We start from the raw sequence: 19,323 nt of genomic DNA, 5'->3' as shown, positions 1-19,323 counted from the left end.
GGCGACCACGTCGAGGGGCGAGTGGTCGTAGGTCGCCGTCCAGAGGGTGCCGCAGAACTTGTTGACCACCTCCACCGGGCCCTCGACGTCCTCGAAGGCGGCGACCGGGGCGTGGAAGTCCCGTGCGTTCGCGAGGCCGTTGGCGCCGATCGGGCCGAGGTCGGGGAGGCGGAAGAGGGCGCCGTAGTTCTCGCACACATAGCCGCGGGCCGACCCGTCGAGCAGCTCGACACGGAAGCGGACACCGCGCGGGATCAGCGCCACGTGCGAGGGCTCCACGTGCAGCTGCCCGAACTCCGTGTGCAGCAGCAGTCCGCCGCGCTCGGGGACGATCAGCAGCTCGCCGTCGGCGTCGCTGAAGACGCGGTCCATGGAGGCGTTGGCGTGGTAGAGGTGCACGGCCATGCCGGTGCGCTGGGTCGCGTCGCCGTTGCCGCCCAGGGTCCACAGGCCGGCCAGGAAGTCGGTGCCCTCGGCGGGCGCGGGGACCGGGTTCCAGCGCAGCCGGTTGGGGTCCGGCACGGACTCCGTGAAGGGGGCCGTACGGATCGAGCCGTTGTCCGTGGGCGTGAACGCCGGGTGCGCGGCCGAGGGGCGGATGCGGTAGAGCCAGGAGCGGCGGTTGTGGGCGCGCGGCTCGGTGAAGGCCGTACCGCTGAGCTGTTCCGCGTACAGGCCCAGGGGTGCGCGCTGGGGCGAGTTGCGGCCGTCCGGCAGGGCGCCCGGCACGGCTTCGGAGCTGTGTTCGTTGCCGAAGCCGGAGAGGTAGGTCAACCCCTCCGCGGTCTTGCGTGCGTCCCCGGACATGAGCGCTCCCTTGCGGTCTGATTCCTATGTATCACCATAGGAATGCGGTTTCGCGGGCGCAAGAGGGCGGTCGGACGGTCCCGTCCGGGGCGGGCCTCCTCTCCAGGGAGGAACCAGAACCAGACTCCAGGGGGATCCGGAGTGTCGGACCGTTGTTCTAGTCTCCCGAGCATGTCGTGGACACGGGGTCTCCTTGCCGCGCTCGCGGTCTGTGCCCTGCTGCTGACCGGAGCCGCGGGCTGCGACAGCGGCACAGCCCAGGAGGGGAAGAACGGCGCCTCGCCCTCGCCGGTGGGCAAGCTCCTCGACGACACCGACAAGGAGGGGCGGCACCTGCGCGAGGTCGACGGCAAGGGCGCGCCCGAGGTCGGCATCGAGGTGCAGCCGGACACCGACGACAGCTGGGACGTCCGGCTCACCGTCCAGCACTTCAGCTTCTCCCCGGCCGGTACGAAGGCCCGGGCGGTGGCCGGCCGGGGCTTCGCCTACCTCTTCGTCGACCACCACCTCGTGACCCGGCTCCGCGGCCCGTCGTACCGCCTCCCGGCCGAGCTCGTCCCGCGCGGCACCCACCACGTCACCGCGCGGCTGTACGCCGACGACGGCACCGTGTGGGCCGTGGACGGCAAGGCAGTGGAGAGCACCGCCGACATCACCGCGTCCGAGTCGGAGTAGGTGTCCGAGGTGACGCCCGGGGCCGCCAGGAATACCGCGGTGTTCGGTATGTCGAACGCTGATCTCCATGCTGGGGGGCGAGCTTCACCCCACGGCGTCGGAACGGCATGATGAGGCCCGTGCCCCAAGCGACATCGCTACGCCGTGCGCCGGTACAGCGGCGCAGCGCGGAACGCCTGACCCGGATTCTCGACGCCTGTGCCGACCTTCTCGACGAGGTCGGCTACGACGACCTGAGCACGCGTGCCGTCGCCCAGCGCGCCGGCGTGCCCATCGGCTCGGTCTACCGCTTCTTCGGCAACAAGCGGCAGATGGCCGACGCCCTCGCCCAACGCAACCTGGAGCGCTTCACCGAGCGCGTCACCGAGCGGCTGAAGACGGCCGGCGCCGGCGGCTGGCGCACGGCGATGGACGCCGTCCTCGACGAGTACCTGGCCATGAAGCGCACCGCGCCCGGCTTCTCCCTCGTCGACTTCGGCAACCAGATCCCGGTCGGCACCCGCCACGCCGAACCCAACCACCGGGTCGCCGACCGCCTCACCGAGATGCTCTCCGGCTACATCGACCGGGAACCCGACGAGGATCTGCGCCGGACCTTCCTGATCGCCGTGGAGACCGCCGACACCCTGGTCCATCTCGCTTTCCGGATGGCCCCGGACGGCGACGAGAAGATCATCGAGGAGGCTCGGGAGCTGCTGCGGGCCTATCTGTCGCGGGTGCTCGACTGAGGACGGCCCTTTCTCGACCAGGACCAGGGTCCGCGTCGCGATCGGTGTCCGCCTCCCGACCAGGCTCTACGGTCCCGGCGGTTCGCGGGTTTGCGACCTCACCCCCGAGAGGCCTCCCCTCCGTCCATACCGGTCGGTATGCTCACCGGGACAGGCACCGCTGCCCCCGGGAGGACCCGTGTCCCGCACCGCCCTGCGAATCTGCCCGTTGTGCGAGGCCACCTGCGGGCTGACCCTCACCATCGAGGGCACCCGGGTCACCGGCGCCCGAGGCGATCGCGACGACGTGTTCAGCAAGGGGTTCATCTGCCCCAAGGGCGCCTCCTTCGGCGCCGTCGACGCCGACCCCGACCGGCTGCGCACCCCGCTCGTGCGGCGCGACGGCGAGCTGCGCGAGGCCACCTGGACGGAGGCCTTCGACGCGGTCGCCGCGGGCCTGCGCCCGGTCGTCGAGCGGTACGGCGCGAACTCCGTCGGCGTCGTGCTCGGCAACCCCAACGTGCACACCGTGGCCGGCGGTCTCTACCCGACCGTCCTGCTCGCCGGGCTCGGCACCCGCAGCGTCTTCACCGCGTCCACGGTCGACCAGATGCCCAAGCACGTCTCCAGCGGACTGCTCTTCGGTGACGCCAACGCGATCCCCGTGCCGGACCTCGACCACACCGACCACCTGCTGCTCATCGGCGCCAACCCCCTTGAGTCCAACGGGAGTCTGTGCACCGCCCCCGACTTCCCCGGCAAGCTCAAGGCGCTCAAGGCGCGCGGCGGCACCCTCACCGTGATCGACCCGCGCCGCACCCGCACGGCCAAGCTCGCCGACCGCCACATCGCGATCAGGCCCGGCACGGACGCCCTGCTCCTCGCGGCGATGGCGTACACCCTCTTCGAGGAAGACATGGTGGCACTGGGGGAGTTGGCGCCGCATGTCCAGGGCGTCGAGGAAGTCCGGGACGCCGTACGGGACTTCACCCCTGAGGCGGTCGCCGAGGCCTGTGACGTCGAGGCCCCGCTGATCCGCACCCTGGCCCGCGAACTCGCCGGGGCCCCAACTGCCGCCGTCTACGCCCGGATCGGCAGCTGCACGGTTCCGTACGGCACCCTCGGGAGCTGGCTCGTCGACGTGCTCAACGTCCTCACCGGCAACCTCGACCGCCCCGGCGGCGCCCTCTTCCCGCTGGCGGCCACCGACCGGACACCGCGCCCCGCCGGGCCAGGCCGTGGGTTCCAGCTCGGCCGTTGGCGCTCCCGGGTGAGTGAACACCCCGAGGCCAAGGGCGAGTTGCCGCTCTCCGCGCTCGGCGAGGAGATCGACACCGCGACCCCGGAGGGCGAACCGATCCGCGCGCTGATCGCCGTCGCCGCCAACCCCGTCCTGTCCGCGCCCGACGGCGACCGGCTCGACAAGGCCCTGGACTCCCTGGACTTCATGGTCAGCGTCGATCCGTACCTCAACGAGACCTCGCGCCACGCGCACGTCGTGCTGCCGCCGCCCCCGCCGTCGCAGAGCCCGCACCACGACTTCGCCTTCAACACCCTCGCCGTCCGCAACCAGGTCCGCTACACCCGCCCGGCGGTCCCGCTGGAGCCCGGCCGCATGGCCGAGACCGAGATCTTCGCCCGGCTGATCCTGGCGGCCACCGGCATGCACGGCGCCGACCCCGGCGCCGTCGACGCGATGGTCATCGATCAGACCCTCGGCAAGGCGGTCCGCGACCCCCACTCGCCGGTCCACGGCCGTGACCCGCACGAACTGGCCGGCCTGCTCGACGGGATCACCGGCCCCGAGCGCCGGATCGACATGATGCTGCGCCTGGGTCCCTACGGCGACGGTTTCGGCGTACGACCGGACGGGCTCGGCCTGGAGAAGCTGCTCGCCCATCCGCACGGCATCGACCTCGGACCGCTGAAGTCACGGCTGCCGCAGCCGCTGAAGACCGCGAGCGGCAAGGTCGAGCTGCTGCCGGGGCCGATCGTGGACGATCTGCCGCGGCTGCGGCGGTCGCTTCGGGAACGCCCGGACGGCCTTGTGCTGGTCGGGCGCCGGCATCTGCGCTCCAACAACAGCTGGATGCACAACGTCCCCGCCCTCACCGGCGGCACCAACCGCTGCACCCTGCACATCCATCCCGAGGACGCCGAACGGCTCGGCGTGCGCGACGGGGCGCCGGTGCGGGTGAAGGGCGCCGGGGGAGAGGTGACCGCGCCCGCCGAGGTCACCGACGGCGTGCGCCGGGGCGTGGTGAGTCTGCCGCACGGCTGGGGGCACAGCCGCGCCGGCACCCGCCTCAACCACGCCTCCGTCGACCCCGGCGTCAACGTCAACCAGCTCCTCGACGGCAGCCTCCTGGACCCGCTCTCGGGCAACGCCGTCCTCAACGGAGTGCCGGTCGAATGCGCCGCCGTCCTGGCCCTGTGACCTGAGCAAAGCTGTGACCTGCAGTTTTGCGCTTATTGCTCACGCGTCAACGTCTTGTTAACAGCATTTGAACGGACCTAACGTCGTCGGACCGCCGTCTCCGGTGGGAGTTCAAGGGCGAACGTTAGGTATCCACTCATGCTGACCATCCTCGGCTTCACCATGATCGCGACCTTCCTGGTCCTGATCATGCTGAAGAAGATGTCGCCGATCGCGGCGCTCGTGCTGATCCCGGCGCTGTTCTGCGTCTTCGTCGGCAAGGGCGCCCACCTCGGCGACTACGTCATCGACGGCGTCACCAGCCTCGCCCCCACCGCGGCGATGCTCATGTTCGCGATCGTCTACTTCGGCGTGATGATCGACGTCGGCCTCTTCGACCCGATCGTTCGCGGGATCCTGAAGTTCTGCAAGGCCGACCCGATGCGGATCGTCGTCGGCACGGCCGTGCTCGCCGCGATCGTGTCCCTCGACGGCGACGGCTCGACCACCTTCATGATCACCGTCTCGGCGATGTACCCGCTCTACAAGCGCCTGAAGATGAGCCTGGTCGTGATGACCGGCGTCGCCGCGATGGCCAACGGCGTGATGAACACGCTCCCTTGGGGCGGCCCGACGGCCCGCGCCGCCACCGCGCTGAAGGTCGACGCCAGCGACATCTTCGTCCCGATGATCCCGGCGCTCGCCGTGGGCCTGGTCTTCGTCATCGTCCTCTCGTACGTCCTCGGGCGGCGCGAGCGGAAGCGGCTCGGGGTGCTGACGCTGGACGAGGTGCTGGTCGACGAGAAGGCCGCGGCGAAGGTCGTGGAGGAGGTCGAGGAGAAGGAGACCGAGACGGTCCTGGTGGGCGCGGGCTCGGGTGCGGCCGGCGGCTCCGACAAGTTCGTCAAGCGCACGGGCGGTGCCGGCTCCGGCACCGACGCCGAGCTGCCTCAGGACGACGACGAGGACGACGGTTTCCAGGGTCTCGACCCCCACCGCGCCACCCTGCGCCCCAAGCTCTACTGGTTCAACGCGCTGCTCACGGTCACGCTGCTCACCGCCATGATCATGGAGTGGCTGCCGATCCCGGTCCTGTTCCTGCTCGGCGCCGCCCTCGCCCTGACCGTCAACTTCCCGCACATGCCCGACCAGAAGGCCCGCCTGGGCGCGCACGCCGAGAACGTCCTCAACGTCTCCGGCATGGTCTTCGCCGCCGCCGTCTTCACCGGCGTCCTCCAGGGCACCGGCATGGTCGACCACATGGCCACCTGGCTGGTCGACAACATCCCCGACGGCATGGGCCCGCACATGGCCTTCGTCACCGGCGTACTGAGCATCCCGCTCACGTACTTCATGTCGAACGACGGCTTCTACTTCGGCATCGTCCCGGTGCTCGCGGAGGCCGGCAACGCCCACGGCGTCTCGACGCTGGAGATCGCCCGCGCCTCGCTGGTCGGCCAACCGCTGCACATGTCCAGCCCGTTGGTGCCGGCCGTGTACGTGCTGGTCGGCATGGCGAAGGTCGAGTTCGGCGACCACACCAGGTTCGTCGTCAAGTGGGCGGCCCTGACATCACTGGTGGTGCTCGGGGCAGGGATCCTGTTCGGGATCATCTGACCCACGTGACGGAGGACACGACCATGGGGTCCGGCACGAACCGGGGCTGGCTGCTGCGCCTCGTCATCGCCTTCAGCTTCGCGCAGGGGGCGGTGTCGATGGCCCGGCCCGCGGTGTCGTACCGGGCCCTCGCGCTCGGCGCGGACGAGCGGGCGATCGGCGTCATCGCGGGCGTGTACGCGCTGCTCCCGCTCTTCGCCGCGGTACCGCTCGGCCGCCGCACCGACCACGGCCGCTGCGCACCCCTGCTGCCCGTCGGCGTGGTCCTGATCGCCGGCGGCTGCGCGCTGAGCGGACTCGCCAACTCCCTCTGGGCGATGGCGATCTGGAGCGGGGTGATGGGCCTGGGCCACCTCTGCTTCGTGATCGGCGCGCAGTCGTTGGTCGCCCGCCAGTCCGCGCCGCACGAACAGGACCGCAACTTCGGCCACTTCACCATCGGCGCCTCCCTCGGCCAGCTCATCGGCCCCATCGCGGCAGGGGCGTTGATCGGCGGCGACGACATGGCCGGCAGCAGCGCGCTCGCTCTGCTGGTCGCGGGCGCGGGCGCCGCCGTGTCGTTCACGTCGCTGTGGCGCATCGAGGACCGTACGGTGGTCAAGTCCCGTACGCGGCAAGGCGATCGCGTGCCCATGCGGAGCATCCTGGGCGCCCGGGGCGTGCCCGCGGGCATCTTCGTCAGCCTCTCCGTGCTGTCCGCGACCGACATCCTCACCGCGTACCTTCCGGTGGTCGGCGAGCACCGGGGTATCGCGCCCTCCGTGATCGGCGTCCTGCTCAGCATCCGCGCGGCGGCCACCATCGCCTGCCGGCTGGTCCTCACTCCTCTCCTCCAACTGCTGGGCCGGGCCGCACTGTTGACCGCGACCTGCCTCCTCGCTGGACTCCTGTGCGCGGGGATCGCGCTGCCCGTGCCGGTGTGGGCCATCGGCCTGATGCTCGCCGCGCTCGGCTTCTGCCTGGGCGTGGGCCAGCCCCTCTCCATGACGACGGTCGTCCAGGCCGCCCCCGACGCGGCCCGCTCCACCGCCCTCGCCCTCCGCCTGACCGGCAACCGCCTCGGCCAGGTCGCGGCCCCCGCGGCGGCGGGCCTGGTCGCCGGAGTCGCGGGGGTGGCGGCGCCGTTCGTGATGCTGGGCGGGCTGCTGCTGGTGTCGGCGGGAGTGGCACTGAGGTCACCGGCGCGACCGGAGAAGGCGGAAGGGGCAGCGCGGCCGGAGAAGGCAGACGGGGCGGCGCGATGGGAGAAGGCGGACAGGGCAGCGCGAATGGAGAAGGCGGACAGGGCAGCCGGGCCGGCGGAGGTGGTTCCCGAGCCGTCCTCGACCGCACCTCCGACCACACCCCCGACCAAGGCCCCACCCGCCGGACAGCACCCCTCCACCCCCGAACGCCACACCCCCACCGCCTGAATTCGATCGTCCGCTTTCTCACCTGTCGACACGTGGCGTCCGATCACGCCCGATGTCTTCCCCCGGCCGCGCACATTCCGTTAGCTTCCGTGACTCACAGGCCCCGCGCGACCCGCTCGGGGCGTCGGACCGCGGAGCACCAGCGCCTGACGCAGCCCCCGGGGGCACCCGAAATGACACGCGCCATCTCCCTGCTCGACGTGAGCAAGTCCTACACCCGAGGTGTCCGGGTGGTGGACCGGCTGACGTTGGACATCGCGCCGGGTGAGTTCCTCGTCCTGCTCGGGCCCTCCGGCTGCGGAAAGTCCACCGTGCTCAGGATGATCGCCGGTCTTGAGGAGATCACCGAGGGACGGCTGCTGCTGGACGGACAGCAGTCCAACCACCTGTTCCCGTACGAGCGGAACATGGCGATGGTGTTCCAGAGCTTCGCGCTCTACCCGAACATGACGAGCCGCGGCAACATCGGCTTCCCGCTCCGCATCGAGAATCCCGGCGACGATCCCAGCGCCCGCGTGGACGCCACCGCCCGCATGCTCGGCATCGAGGACCTCCTCGACCGCTACCCCAGCCAGCTCTCCGGCGGCGAACGCCAGCGCGTCGCCATGGGCCGGGCCATCGCCCGCCACCCCTCCGCCTTCCTGATGGACGAACCGCTCTCCAACCTCGACGCCAAGCTCCGCAACCACTTACGCGCCGAAATCTCCCGCCTGACCCGGGAGTTGGGCGTCACCACGGTCTACGTCACCCATGACCAGGCCGAGGCCATGTCGCTCGGCGACCGGGTCGCCGTACTGCGCGGCGGGGTGCTCCAGCAGGTGGGCACCCCGCGCTCGGTCTACGCCCTGCCCCGCAACGTCTTCGTCGCCGCCTTCATCGGCACCCCGCGCATCAACCTGCTGCGCGGACTCGTGCGCGCCCCGCTCGACGGCGCGATGACCATCAGCCTCGGCAAGCAGTTCCTCCGGCTGCCCGAACCCCTGTCCCTGGACCACCAGTTGCTGCGCGTGCAGCAGGGCCGCGAGGTGATCGTCGGGCTGCGCTCGGAGGCCGTACGGATCGCCAAGCGGGAGGATGCGCGGCCTGGCGAGGTGGTGCTCACCGGTCTCGTGGAGCACGTGGAGTTCCAGGGGCACGAGGTCCTCGTCCACTTCAACACCGGCTCCCGGCCCGCCTTCGTACCCGACCTGGAGGCCCCGCGCCCGGCCCCCCGCCCCTCCAGACGCCGTCGCCGCGAGGGTCAGTCGGTCCTGGGGCGGCTGCGGGAGCGGGCGGGAGGCCTGCGCGCCGGACGAGTCGTGGTCCTGGACGACGACCCGTCCGACCAGGAGGTCGCGCCCGCCGACGGCCGCCTCCCCGGCGACATGGTCGTCCGCACCACCCCCGACATCGACCTCCGCTACGGCATGCAGGTGCCGCTCCTCGTCGACATCGCCCACCTGTTCGTCTTCGACCAGCACGGCGAACGCATCTGCCCGGCCCCGGCGCGCCTGCCCGACCTGGAGGAGTGAGCACCGCCAGGGGCGGGTGCGCGGGCGCGCGCCTCCCGAGCGTCCACTTCCGGCGGGCCGCCGTCTGGCGTCTGAAAACTAACGTCGCTAGTTTATGAGCCGGACGACGACGAAGTGGCCCGCCCGGGAGGACGCACCATGAAGGCACACGACGGCATGTACATCGACGGTGCCTGGCGCCCCGCCGCCGGCCCCGACACGATCGAGGTCGTGAACCCGGTCGACGAGGAGATCGTCGGCCGGGTCCCCGCAGGCACGGCGTACGACATCGACACGGCGGTACGGGCCGCCCGTACCGCTCTCCCGGGCTGGGCCGCGACCCCGCCCGCCCAACGCGCCTCGCTCTTGGGGGCGTTGAGGGACGTGCTCGTCTCCCGCAAGGACGAGATCGCCGAGACGGTCACCGCAGAACTGGGCTCGCCCCTCGCCTTCTCGCAGGCCGTCCACGCGTCCGTGCCGATCGCGGTCGCGGGCTCGTACGCCGAACTCGCCGCGACCTTCGCCTTCGAGGAGAAGGCCGGCAACTCCACCGTGCACCTGGAGCCGGTCGGTGTGGTGGGCGCGATCACGCCCTGGAACTACCCCCTGCACCAGATCGTCGCCAAGGTCGCCCCCGCGCTCGCGGCCGGCTGCACGGTCGTCCTGAAGCCCGCCGAGGACACCCCGCTGACCGCCCAGCTCTTCGCCGAGGCGGTCCACGAAGCCGGTCTCCCGGCGGGCGTCTTCAACCTGGTCACCGGGCTCGGCCCGGTCGCCGGGCAGGCCCTCGCCGAACACCCCGGCGTCGACCTGGTCTCCTTCACCGGTTCCACCGCGGTCGGCCGGCAGATCGGCGCGATCGCGGGCGCCGCCATCAAGAAGGTCGCCCTGGAACTGGGCGGCAAGTCCGCCAACGTCATCCTGCCGAGCGCCGACCTCGCCAAGGCGGTCAACGTCGGCGTCGCCAACGTGATGTCCAACTCCGGTCAGACATGCAGCGCTTGGACCCGGATGCTGGTGCACCGGGACCAGTACGAGGAGGCGGTGGGCCTGGCCGCCACGGCCGCCGCGAAGTACGGCGCGCGCATCGGCCCGGTCGTGAACGCCAAACAGCGGGCCAGGGTGCGGAGTTACATCGAGACGGGGATCGCGGAGGGCGCCCGCCTGGTCGCCGGCGGCCCCGAATCCCCGCGCGAACAGGGCTACTTCGTCAGCCCGACCGTCTTCGCCGACGTCACCCCGGACATGACCATCGCCCAGGAGGAGATCTTCGGCCCGGTTCTGTCCGTCCTGCGCTACGAGGACGAGGAGGACGCCCTGCGCATCGCCAACGGCACGGTCTACGGCCTCGCCGGCGCCGTCTGGGCCGGCGACGAGGCCGAGGCCGTCGCCTTCGCGCGCCGCATGGAGACCGGCCAGGTCGACATCAACGGCGGCCGCTTCAACCCCCTTGCCCCCTTCGGTGGTTACAAGCAGTCGGGCGTCGGCCGTGAACTCGGCACGCACGGCCTGTCCGAGTACCTCCAGACCAAGTCCCTCCAGTTCTGAGGAGCGTTCACGTGGTTCGCGCCGCCGTCCTGCCCGCCGTGGGCGCTCCCCTGGAGATCATGGACATCGACCTTCCCGACCCCGGCCCCGGCCAGGTCCGCATCCGCCTCGCCGCCGCCGGCGTCTGCCACTCCGACCTGTCCCTGTCCGACGGCACCATGCGCGTGCCGGTCCCCGCCGTGCTCGGCCACGAGGGCGCCGGCACGGTCCTGTCCGTCGGCGAGGGCGTCACGCATGTCTCGCCCGGCGCCGAGGTCGTCCTCAACTGGGCTCCTTCCTGCGGGAGTTGCCACGCCTGCTCGCTCGGCGAGGTGTGGCTGTGCGCCAACGCCCTCAAGGGCGCCGCCGACGTCTACGCCCACCGCGCGGACGACGGCTCCGACCTCCACCCCGGCCTGAACGTGGCCGCGTTCGCCGAGGAGACGGTCGTGGCGGCCGCCTGCGTCCTGCCCCTCCCGGACGGAATCCCGCTGACCGACGCGGCCCTCCTCGGCTGCGCCGTCCTCACCGGCTACGGAGCCGTCCACCACTCGGCGCGGGTCCGTGAGGGCGAGACAGTGGCGGTGTACGGCGTCGGGGGAGTGGGCCTGGCCGCGCTCCAGGGCGCCCGGATCGCCGGTGCCTCGCGGATCGTGGCGGTCGATGTCTCCCCGCAGAAGGAGGAGTTGGCGCGGGCGGCGGGCGCCACGGACTACGTCCTCGCGTCCGACACGACGGCCCGCGAGATCCGCGCCCTCACCGGCAAGCAGGGCGTCGACGTGGCGATCGAGTGCGTGGGCCGCGCGACGACCATCCGCGCGGCCTGGGACTCCACCCGCCGCGGCGGCCGCACCACGGTGGTCGGCATCGGCGGCAAGGACCAGCAGGTCACCTTCAACGCCCTCGAACTCTTCCACTGGGGACGGACGTTGACCGGCTGCGTCTACGGCAACTCCGACCCGGCGAAGGACCTCCCGGTCCTGGCCGACCACGTCCGAGCGGGCCGCCTCGACCTGAGCGCACTGGTCACGGAACGCATCGCCCTGGACGGCATCCCGGCGGCCTTCGAGAACATGCTGGCGGGGAAGGGCGGGCGGGCGCTGGTCACGTTCTGAGGAGGGCCGGGCGCTGGTTGCGAACGGAAGGCGGCGGTCACTTCTTGACGGACACGTCCTCGGAGGGCGGCTCGGCCGAGACCACCGCAGTCGCTCCCGGCTCGGTCACGACCACCGGAGTCGCCCCCGCCGCCTCGGCCTCCTCCACCGTTGCCCGCGCCCGGGACCGGGACACCGCCACACCCGCCAGGCACAGAGCCCCGCCCGCCAGCGTGAGCAGCCCCGGTACCTCGCCGAGCGCCAGCCACGACATCAGGACGACCAGCGCGGGCACGGCGTACGTGGTCGCGCCCATCTTGCTGGCGGTCGTCCGGGCCAGGGCGTACGCCCACGTCGTGAAGGCGAGGGCGGTCGGAAAGACGCCCAGATACACCATGTTGAGCGTGGCGGAGACGGGCGCGTCGGCCGCCTGGTGGACGAGCTGCCCGGCAAACGGCAGGCAGACCACCGCCCCGATGAGACACCCGAACGTCGTCACCTGGAGCGCGCTCGCCTGGGCGAGAGCCGGCTTCTGGGCGACGACCCCACCGGCGTACGCGACCGCCGCGAGCAGACACAGCACCACCCCGAGCACCGACGAACCGCCCTGCCCCGACATCGACAGCCCGACGGTCACCGCACCGGCGAACGACACCGCCATCCCCGCCAGCAGCCGAGGCGGCATCGCGTCCCCCAGCAGCCGGGAGCCGAGCAGGGCGATGAGGATCGGCCCGATGTTCACGACCAGCGCGGCCGTACCGGCGTCGACCTGCTGCTCACCCCAGTTCAGGACGACCATGTAGAACCCGAACCACAGCACGCCCGATATCGCGATCCCCCGCCACGCGGACCGCGGCGGCAACCCCTCCCGCCGCACACCCCAGATGATCCCGAGCGCCACCACCCCACTCAGCAACCGCCCCAAGGCCAACGCCCCCGGCGAGTAGGCGTCCCCCGCACTCCGGATCGACACGAACGCGGAGGCCCACAGCACAACGGTGACGACAGCGGCGGCGGCAGCGCTCGCTCCGGCAAGGCGAAGGGGTTTCTTCATGCCCCGAGGCTAGACAGGTACGTGCACCCACCGCTGGCGGAAATCGGACGCGAGGCTCGGAACGGTTCCAGGATCAAGTCGGTGTGCCTCTGGGGCCACATTTCTTGCCTACGAGGCTTGACGTCGGCTCGGTGGGAAGGGCAAAGTCCGGCACAGGTGCCGACGGTTCCGACAGGTGAGGACGGTCCGATGAGCCACTACTCCATACCGAAGCGCGTACATCGCCTGTGGTCCTTGGAGCACGAGCCCGTGCTGGAGGTCGAGGACGGCGACACCGTGTCCTTCGAACTCACCGAGGCCACCGACGGGCAGTTCGCCCCGGACTCCACCGCCGAGGTCATCGCGGGTTTCGACTGGGACCGGGTCTACCCACTGGCCGGCCCCGTCGTCGTCAAGGGCGCCGAACCGGGCGATGTCCTGGAGGTCGAGTTCCTGGAACTGCGGTCGGTGGACTGGGGCTGGACGGCCGTACTGCCAGGCCTGGGCCTGCTGGCCGAGGACTTCCCCGACGCACACCTGCACCTGTGGGACCTGAGCCGCGGGGACAAGGCCACGTTCCTCGACGTGGCCGAGATCCCGATCCACCCTTTCTGCGGAGTGGTTGGAGTCTGCCCGGACGTCACCGAACCCCAAAGCGTCCTGCCCCCGGGCCACTTCGGAGGCAACGTCGACTGCCGAGACCTGGTCGTGGGCACCAAGCTCTACCTCCCGGTCCAGGTCCCCGGCGCCCGCCTCAGCCTCGGCGACCCCCACGCGGCCCAGGGCGACGGCGAGTTGTGCGTCAGCGCGATCGAGGCGTCCATGGCGGGCACGGCAAGAATCCGCCTCCACAAGGGCCGCCGCATCCCAGCCCCCCAATTCGAAACGACGGGCCCCCTACGCCCGGACGCCGACCGCCTGGGCCACTACGCCACGATGGGCGTAGCCCCCGACCTCATGCGAGCGGCCCAGGACGCCACCCGATCAATGATCGACCACCTGGGCACCCACTACGGCCTGTCCCCGATCGACGCGTACGTCCTGTGCAGCGTCGCGGTGGACCTAAGAATCACAGAGGTGGTGGACGCCCCGAACTGGGTGGTCTCGGCATACCTACCAAAGGCATACGTCAGAACCTCTTGAGGTACGGGGAGTGCATGCCGCTAAGGGGCGCGGGGCTGTATCGATTTGCGGCTCCGCCGCGTGGGCGCGACAAGCCACGACGGACCGTCACTCCGCAACGAACCGAACCACCTCAAACTGCCCCGTCAACCCGTCGAGCAACGCAGTGAGCCCCGTCTCAAACGCCCGCTGATCAATCTTCTCCTGCTGCTCCGCGAGCAAATGAGCCTGCCCGAGATGCGGATAACTGGCAGGGTCGTACGCGCTCGCGTCATCCACGAATCCCCCCGCAAAAGACCCCAACGCCGACCCCATGATGAAGTACCTCATCAACGCCCCGATCGACGTCGCCTGCGCCGCCGGCCACCCCGCCGCCACCATCCCCCCGTACACCGCGTCAGCGAGCCGCAACCCCGCCGGCCGCCGGCCAGGCCCGGTCGCGAGGACGGGCACGATGTTCGGATGGTCGCGCAGCGCCCCGCGATAGGAGACCGCCCAGTCGTGCAGCGCGGTCCGCCAGTCCCGCCCGTCCTCGAACATCGACAGATCCACCTGCGCGCTCACCGAGTCGGCGACCGCCTCAAGGATCTCGTCCTTGGTGCGGAAGTGGTTGTAGAGCGAGGGCCCGCTCACCCCCAACTCCGCCGCGAGCCGACGCGTGGAAACGGCCGAGAGGCCCTCCGCGTCCACCAGCGCACGTGCCGTCGAGACGATCCGGTCGGTGCTGAGCAGGGGCTTGCGCGGTCGGGCCATGGCGCACATAGTAGGGCTGCGCTCGGAAACTAGCAGTGCTAATTTAAGTGGACGTTCTCAAGGTCCGTTTCTTTGGGGTGATCTCGTGGTGAACCTGGGGCTCAGCGAGGAGCAGGAGGCGGTCCGGCAGCTCGCGAAGGACTTCGTGGCCCGCGAGATCGCCCCGCACGTCGTCGACTGGGACCGCGCCGAGGAGGTCGACCGGTCGATCGTGAAGAAGCTCGGCGAGGTCGGCTTCCTGGGCCTGACCGTCGACGAGGAGTACGGCGGCTCCGGCGGCGACCACCTCGCGTACTGCCTGGTCACCGAGGAGCTGGGACGCGGCGACTCGTCCGTGCGCGGGATCGTGTCCGTCTCGCTCGGCCTGGTCGCCAAGTCGGTCGCCGCGTGGGGGAGCGAGGAGCAGAAGCGCCGGTGGCTGCCGGGGCTCACCTCCGGCGAGTACGTCGGCTGCTTCGGCCTGACCGAGCCGGGCACCGGCTCCGACGCCGGCAACCTCACCACGCGGGCGGTCCGGGATGGCGACGACTATGTCATCAACGGCACCAAGATGTTCATCACGAACGGGACTTGGGCCGACGTAGTCCTTCTCTTCGCCCGCTCGACCGACGCCCCCGGACACAAGGGCGTCTCCGCCTTCCTCGTACCGACCGACACCCCCGGTCTGACCCGCCGCACCATCCACGGCAAGCTCGGCCTGCGCGGTCAGGCCACCGCCGAACTGGTCCTCGAAGACGTCCGCGTCCCCGCCTCCGCCATGCTCGCCCCCGAGGGCAAGGGGTTCTCGGTCGCCATGTCGGCGCTGGCGAAGGGGCGGATGTCGGTCGCGGCGGGCTGCGTCGGCATCGCCCAGGCCGCGCTGGACGCGGCCCTGCGCTACGCGGGCGAACGCGAGCAGTTCGGGAAGCCCATCGCGCAGCACCAGTTGGTGCAGGAGCTGATCAGCGACATCGCCCTCGACGTGGACGCGGCCCGGCTGCTGACCTGGCGGGTCGCCGACCTGATCGACCGCGGGCAGCCCTTCGCCGTCGAGTCCTCCAAGGCCAAGCTCTTCGCCTCGGAGGCCGCGGTCCGGGCCGCCAACAACGCGGTCCAAGTGTTCGGCGGCTACGGCTACATCGACGAGTACCCGGTCGGCAAGCTGCTGCGCGACGCCCGCGTGATGACCCTCTACGAGGGCACCAGCCAGATCCAGAAGCTGCTCATCGGCCGTGCGCTGACGGGGATTTCGGCATTCTGAGCAAGGCGGCTGAGTACGCCGGCTGAGTACGCGGACGGATGTGGCGGCGACCGTATGCGCCGACGCTTGTCCCCATGAGCGAAGCATCGGGCAAACCGCAGAACACGGCCGCCTTCTACGGCCAGGCCGTCGCCTCCTTTTCCGTCGCCATCGCGGCGACCGCCATCGGCATCTTCAAGCTGCAGGCCGACGCCTGGGTGCGGGCCTTCCTCGCGATCGCCGTCCTGTATCTGGTCACCTCCTCCTTCACCCTCGCCAAGGTGATCCGGGACCGGCAGGACGGGGCGCCTACAACCCGTTCGACAAGCTCTGAGCGGGCAGCCTAAGCGCTCGCTCAGCTTCGGCGGTATGGTGGTGGTTCATGTCACCGAGAGGGGCGAGCGAGAGATGAGTACGGCGGAGGAGACGGCCGGCGGCGAGACGCAGGCCTGGGGCGAGGTCACGCCCGACGCGGCCCGGCGGCTGCTGGTCGCCGCCGTGGAGGCCTTCGCCGAGCGCGGGTACCACGCGACGACGACCCGCGACATCGCGGGCCGCGCCGGGATGAGCCCGGCCGCGCTCTACATCCACTACAAGACCAAGGAAGAGTTGCTCCACCGCATCAGCAGGATCGGCCACGAGAAGGCCCTCGACATCCTGCGGACCGCGGCCCGGCGCGAGGGCACCGCGACCGAGCGGCTCGCGGACGCCGTCAGCTCCTTCGTCGGCTGGCACGCCGGCGGACGTACCACCGCACGGGTCGTGCAGTACGAGCTCGACTCGCTCGGCCCCGACGCCCGCGCCGAGATCCTCGCGCTGCGCCGACAGTGCGACGCCGAGGTGCGCGGGATCATCGAGGACGGCATCGACTCCGGTGAGTTCGACGTGCTGGACGTCAAGGGCACCACCCTCGCCGTGCTGTCGCTCTGCATCGACGTGGCCCGCTGGTTCAGCCTCGAAGGCCGCTGGACGCCCGACGAGATCGGCGCGCTCTACGCCGACCTCGTGCTGCGGATGGTGGGCGCGGGCACCGCGAAGTAGCGCCCGCCGCCCGCACGTCCCCACAGCTGACGCGAGCGCCTACAGGTAGTACCGGGACACCGACTCCGCCACGCACACCGGCTTGTCGCCGCCCTCGCGCTCCACGGTGAAGGCGACGGAGACCTGGACACCGCCGGCCACGTCGTCGACCCCGGTGATCCGCGCGGTGGCCCGCACACGGGAGCCGACGGGGACGGGGGAGGGGAAACGGACCTTGTTGGTGCCGTAGTTGACGCCCATCTTCACGTTCTCGACCTTGATCAGCTGCGGGCCGAAGAGGGGCAGCAGGGACAGGGTGAGATAGCCGTGCGCGATGGTGGTCCCGAAGGGCCCGGCCGCCGCCTTCTCCGGGTCCACGTGGATCCACTGGTGGTCGCCGGTCGCGTCCGCGAACAGATCGATCCGCTTCTGGTCGATCTCCAGCCAGTCGGTGTACCCCAACTGCTCGTCCACCGCCGCCTTCAGCTCGTCGACGGACGCGAAGATCCTCGGCTCTGCCATGTCCCGGCCTCCCATGTGCCTGAAGCTGCACCTCAACGTCTAAGCAACTGCTTAGCATGGTCGCGGACGAGGGCAATGTCAACGGACCGCGGCGCGTCCCGGGTGGGTAGGGTTCGAGGAGTGCCTCAGATTCCCGAGAAGATCCACGAGCTCACGGTCGGCCAACTCGCCGCGCGCAGCGGTGCCGCCGTCTCCGCCCTGCACTTCTACGAGTCCAAGGGCCTGATCACCAGCCGCCGCACCACGGGCAACCAGCGCCGCTACCAACGCGACGCGCTGCGCCGGGTCGCCTTCGTACGGGCCGCTCAGCGGGTCGGCATCCCGCTCGCCACGATCCGCGAGGCGCTCGCCGAACTCCCCGAGGAGCGCACGCCGACCCGCGAGGACTGGGCCCGACTCTCCGAGGCCTGGCGCTCCGAACTCGACGAGCGCATCAGCCAACTCGGCCGCCTGCGCGACCACCTCACCGACTGCATCGCCTGCGGCTGTCTCTCCCTCGACACCTGCGTCCTGTCCAACCCGAACGACGTGGTGGGCGAACGCGGGAACGGGTCGCGGCTGATGGTGGAGCGCAGGGGGACGCGGACGACGGGCGGGCGGGGGCGGAAGGGGGATGTCGAAGAGGCCCCGAAGAGCTGCCGCTGACCGCCACTTGTCCGGAGGCACCGCCCCGACGCCTGCTCGTGTGGCGCGCCGCCGTCGACCGCCGCTTGCGCGGAGCGCTGCCGCCGACTCCTCCTCGTGCGGCGCGCTGCCGTCGACTCCTGCTTGTACGGGCGCGCCACCCCCGCCCCCCGCTCGCACGAAGGGCCGCCGCCGGCCTCCTTTGCGGTCGCGACCATCACCCCGCGTCGTACTCGGCCAACCCCACCGCCACCAACTCCGCGTTGGACCGGGCCCGTTGCCCGTCCGGGAGGAGCAGGGTGTCTTCCAGGCCGATCCGGGTCGCTAGGCCCAGTCGTCCGGCCAGGCGCAGGACCGGCCAGGTGCCGTCGTCCTCGCCGTGCAGCAGCACCGGGCGGCCGTGCGCGGAGCCGAGGTCGGCCAGGAGGGCGTGTGCCGAGGCCTGTGCCGTGTCCGCGTCGGTGTCCGTCACCTCGGCGAGCACGCGCAGCACCTTCGGGCCGAGCGGCGAGGCCGCGAACCGGGCCGCCCCGTCCGTGCCGGACCAGATGCCGGCCTCGACGCCCACGCCGAGGTCGAGCAGGGCGGCGGCGATCTCCTCCGCGCCCTCCTCGTGCCAGTTCACCGAGGCGTGGTCGGGCAGGGCGGGCAGCGCGGCCCAACTCCGTACGCGGGCGAGCCGGGCCGCCGGGTCCGGTTCCGCCCAGGCGCCCGTGGTCACGCCGACCGGGACCGACACCCGACGCCGGATCGCGGCCAGCGTGGGCGCGAGCACCTTGGGCGACATCGAGTCGCCGCCGCACGGGGTCTTGGGGTGGACATGGACGTCCGTCGCTCCGACCACGACGGCCGACTCCGCGGCCTCACCCATCGCCTCCGGCGACACCGGGACGACGGCCGCGTCGGCGGCTTCCCGGGGCCCGTTCAGACACACCTGCACCATGTCTCGATGGTGCCAGCCACCACTGACAACCGACATGTGGCGGCACTCGGTAGCGGGACGGTCATGGTTCACACCGGTGAAGGACCGGGTGTTCGACTGTTTCGGGGGCGCGGCATCCCCGGCGCACCCCCGACTAGGGGCTGTCGTTTGGATCAGCCCGGCGTCGCGGGCCCTGGCACGCCCTCCCCCACTGCCTTAAAGGCGTGGGGGGACCCCCAGCCGCGTTGTCGTCACTCGCCATGGCTCCGCCATGACTCCCTCCTCCGCCTTGCAGCTGCACGCACCAGACCCCGCTCGACTCGGCCAAGAAGCACCGCACCTCACAGCCGACCTGATCCAAAC

Annotated in this window: 18 protein-coding genes; 13 read left to right on the top strand and 5 right to left on the bottom strand. The window is 71.1% G+C overall.

Annotation, left to right across the window (positions count from 1 at the left end):
- Positions 1–807, bottom strand: an 807-nt coding sequence (locus ACWDR3_RS40990; RefSeq protein WP_450357691.1) for a homogentisate 1,2-dioxygenase, incomplete at its 3' end; no start/stop codon positions are given.
- A 171-nt stretch (positions 808–978) separates the two neighbouring features.
- Between ACWDR3_RS40990 and ACWDR3_RS40985 the strand changes: the two genes are divergently transcribed.
- From ACWDR3_RS40985 to ACWDR3_RS40950, 8 genes are all read left to right on the top strand, one after another.
- Positions 979–1,482, top strand: coding sequence for a hypothetical protein (locus tag ACWDR3_RS40985; RefSeq protein ID WP_450357690.1), 504 nt, complete (start codon positions 979–981; stop codon positions 1,480–1,482).
- Positions 1,483–1,592: 110 nt separating this feature from the next.
- Positions 1,593–2,210: a TetR family transcriptional regulator gene (locus tag ACWDR3_RS40980; RefSeq protein WP_450357693.1), complete on the top strand. Its 618-nt coding sequence runs from the start codon at positions 1,593–1,595 to the stop codon at positions 2,208–2,210.
- Positions 2,211–2,388: 178 nt separating this feature from the next.
- A complete protein-coding gene (locus tag ACWDR3_RS40975; RefSeq protein WP_450357689.1) occupies positions 2,389–4,626 on the top strand; it encodes a molybdopterin oxidoreductase family protein in 2,238 nt (745 codons plus the stop codon).
- Between the two features lie 138 nt (positions 4,627–4,764).
- Positions 4,765–6,222, top strand: coding sequence for a CitMHS family transporter (locus tag ACWDR3_RS40970; protein ID WP_450357688.1), 1,458 nt, complete (start codon positions 4,765–4,767; stop codon positions 6,220–6,222).
- Between the two features lie 23 nt (positions 6,223–6,245).
- Positions 6,246–7,634, top strand: coding sequence for an MFS transporter (locus tag ACWDR3_RS40965; RefSeq protein WP_450357687.1), 1,389 nt, complete (start codon positions 6,246–6,248; stop codon positions 7,632–7,634).
- A 173-nt stretch (positions 7,635–7,807) separates the two neighbouring features.
- Positions 7,808–9,145, top strand: coding sequence for an ABC transporter ATP-binding protein (locus tag ACWDR3_RS40960; protein WP_450357686.1), 1,338 nt, complete (start codon positions 7,808–7,810; stop codon positions 9,143–9,145).
- Positions 9,146–9,283: 138 nt separating this feature from the next.
- Positions 9,284–10,672, top strand: a complete 1,389-nt coding sequence (locus tag ACWDR3_RS40955) for an aldehyde dehydrogenase family protein (protein WP_450357685.1) — start codon at positions 9,284–9,286, stop codon at positions 10,670–10,672.
- Between the two features lie 59 nt (positions 10,673–10,731).
- Positions 10,732–11,766: a Zn-dependent alcohol dehydrogenase gene (locus ACWDR3_RS40950; protein WP_450357692.1), complete on the top strand. Its 1,035-nt coding sequence runs from the start codon at positions 10,732–10,734 to the stop codon at positions 11,764–11,766.
- Between the two features lie 37 nt (positions 11,767–11,803).
- Here ACWDR3_RS40950 and ACWDR3_RS40945 read toward each other — a convergent pair whose 3' ends face one another.
- Complete coding sequence (locus tag ACWDR3_RS40945; RefSeq protein WP_450357684.1) at positions 11,804–12,799, bottom strand: DMT family transporter; 996 nt, start codon at positions 12,797–12,799, stop codon at positions 11,804–11,806.
- Between the two features lie 189 nt (positions 12,800–12,988).
- On the opposite strand from ACWDR3_RS40945, the gene ACWDR3_RS40940 reads away from it, so the two are divergent.
- Positions 12,989–13,921 carry an acetamidase/formamidase family protein gene (locus ACWDR3_RS40940; RefSeq protein WP_450357683.1) on the top strand — a complete coding sequence of 311 codons (933 nt, stop codon included), beginning with the start codon at positions 12,989–12,991 and terminating at the stop codon, positions 13,919–13,921.
- An 87-nt stretch (positions 13,922–14,008) separates the two neighbouring features.
- On the opposite strand, the gene ACWDR3_RS40935 is transcribed toward ACWDR3_RS40940, so the two are convergent.
- Entirely contained in the window at positions 14,009–14,653 is a 645-nt protein-coding gene (locus tag ACWDR3_RS40935) for a TetR/AcrR family transcriptional regulator (protein WP_450357682.1), read from the bottom strand.
- 88 nt (positions 14,654–14,741) lie between these two features.
- Between ACWDR3_RS40935 and ACWDR3_RS40930 the strand changes: the two genes are divergently transcribed.
- The 3 genes from ACWDR3_RS40930 (at position 14,742) to ACWDR3_RS40920 (ending at position 16,913) form a co-directional block, all read left to right on the top strand.
- Positions 14,742–15,893, top strand: a complete 1,152-nt coding sequence (locus ACWDR3_RS40930) for an acyl-CoA dehydrogenase family protein (RefSeq protein WP_450357681.1) — start codon at positions 14,742–14,744, stop codon at positions 15,891–15,893.
- A 74-nt stretch (positions 15,894–15,967) separates the two neighbouring features.
- Complete coding sequence (locus ACWDR3_RS40925; RefSeq protein ID WP_450357680.1) at positions 15,968–16,219, top strand: YiaA/YiaB family inner membrane protein; 252 nt, start codon at positions 15,968–15,970, stop codon at positions 16,217–16,219.
- A gap of 61 nt (positions 16,220–16,280) precedes the next feature.
- Positions 16,281–16,913 carry a TetR/AcrR family transcriptional regulator gene (locus ACWDR3_RS40920; RefSeq protein WP_401727569.1) on the top strand — a complete coding sequence of 211 codons (633 nt, stop codon included), beginning with the start codon at positions 16,281–16,283 and terminating at the stop codon, positions 16,911–16,913.
- Between the two features lie 39 nt (positions 16,914–16,952).
- On the opposite strand, the gene ACWDR3_RS40915 is transcribed toward ACWDR3_RS40920, so the two are convergent.
- Complete coding sequence (locus ACWDR3_RS40915; protein WP_450357679.1) at positions 16,953–17,414, bottom strand: MaoC family dehydratase; 462 nt, start codon at positions 17,412–17,414, stop codon at positions 16,953–16,955.
- Between the two features lie 120 nt (positions 17,415–17,534).
- Here ACWDR3_RS40915 and soxR point away from each other — a divergent pair, with 120 nt between their 5' ends.
- The gene (gene soxR / locus ACWDR3_RS40910; RefSeq protein ID WP_450357678.1) at positions 17,535–18,059 is read left to right on the top strand and encodes a redox-sensitive transcriptional activator SoxR; all 525 of its coding nucleotides are present in this window, start codon (positions 17,535–17,537) and stop codon (positions 18,057–18,059) included.
- 196 nt (positions 18,060–18,255) lie between these two features.
- Here the strand turns inward: soxR and ACWDR3_RS40905 are convergent, their stop codons facing one another.
- On the bottom strand, positions 18,256–18,981 hold the full coding sequence (locus ACWDR3_RS40905; protein ID WP_450357677.1) for a 3-keto-5-aminohexanoate cleavage protein: 726 nt from the start codon (positions 18,979–18,981) through the stop codon (positions 18,256–18,258).
- Between the last annotated feature and the right edge of the window lie 342 nt (positions 18,982–19,323).

It is taken from the genome of Streptomyces sp. NPDC001002 (assembly GCF_053599215.1).
Note: the sequence above shows the minus strand (reverse complement) of the source record. Positions and strands in the feature narration are given on the sequence as shown.

Bases quoted from the DNA above. Each gene is read 5' to 3' on its own strand.
- ACWDR3_RS40980 (WP_450357693.1), top strand. From the start codon at position 1,593: ATGAGGCCCGTGCCCCAAGCGACATCGCTACGCCGTGCGCCGGTACAG.
- ACWDR3_RS40945 (WP_450357684.1), bottom strand. From the start codon at position 12,799: ATGAAGAAACCCCTTCGCCTTGCCGGAGCGAGCGCTGCCGCCGCCGCT.
- ACWDR3_RS40915 (WP_450357679.1), bottom strand. From the start codon at position 17,414: ATGGCAGAGCCGAGGATCTTCGCGTCCGTCGACGAGCTGAAGGCGGCG.
- ACWDR3_RS40950 (WP_450357692.1), top strand. From the start codon at position 10,732: ATGGACATCGACCTTCCCGACCCCGGCCCCGGCCAGGTCCGCATCCGC.
- ACWDR3_RS40925 (WP_450357680.1), top strand. From the start codon at position 15,968: ATGAGCGAAGCATCGGGCAAACCGCAGAACACGGCCGCCTTCTACGGC.
- ACWDR3_RS40955 (WP_450357685.1), top strand. From the start codon at position 9,284: ATGAAGGCACACGACGGCATGTACATCGACGGTGCCTGGCGCCCCGCC.
- ACWDR3_RS40970 (WP_450357688.1), top strand. From the start codon at position 4,765: ATGCTGACCATCCTCGGCTTCACCATGATCGCGACCTTCCTGGTCCTG.
- ACWDR3_RS40965 (WP_450357687.1), top strand. From the start codon at position 6,246: ATGGGGTCCGGCACGAACCGGGGCTGGCTGCTGCGCCTCGTCATCGCC.
- ACWDR3_RS40920 (WP_401727569.1), top strand. From the start codon at position 16,281: ATGAGTACGGCGGAGGAGACGGCCGGCGGCGAGACGCAGGCCTGGGGC.
- ACWDR3_RS40985 (WP_450357690.1), top strand. From the start codon at position 979: ATGTCGTGGACACGGGGTCTCCTTGCCGCGCTCGCGGTCTGTGCCCTG.
- ACWDR3_RS40960 (WP_450357686.1), top strand. From the start codon at position 7,808: ATGACACGCGCCATCTCCCTGCTCGACGTGAGCAAGTCCTACACCCGA.
- ACWDR3_RS40905 (WP_450357677.1), bottom strand. From the start codon at position 18,981: ATGGTGCAGGTGTGTCTGAACGGGCCCCGGGAAGCCGCCGACGCGGCC.
- ACWDR3_RS40935 (WP_450357682.1), bottom strand. From the start codon at position 14,653: ATGGCCCGACCGCGCAAGCCCCTGCTCAGCACCGACCGGATCGTCTCG.
- ACWDR3_RS40940 (WP_450357683.1), top strand. From the start codon at position 12,989: ATGAGCCACTACTCCATACCGAAGCGCGTACATCGCCTGTGGTCCTTG.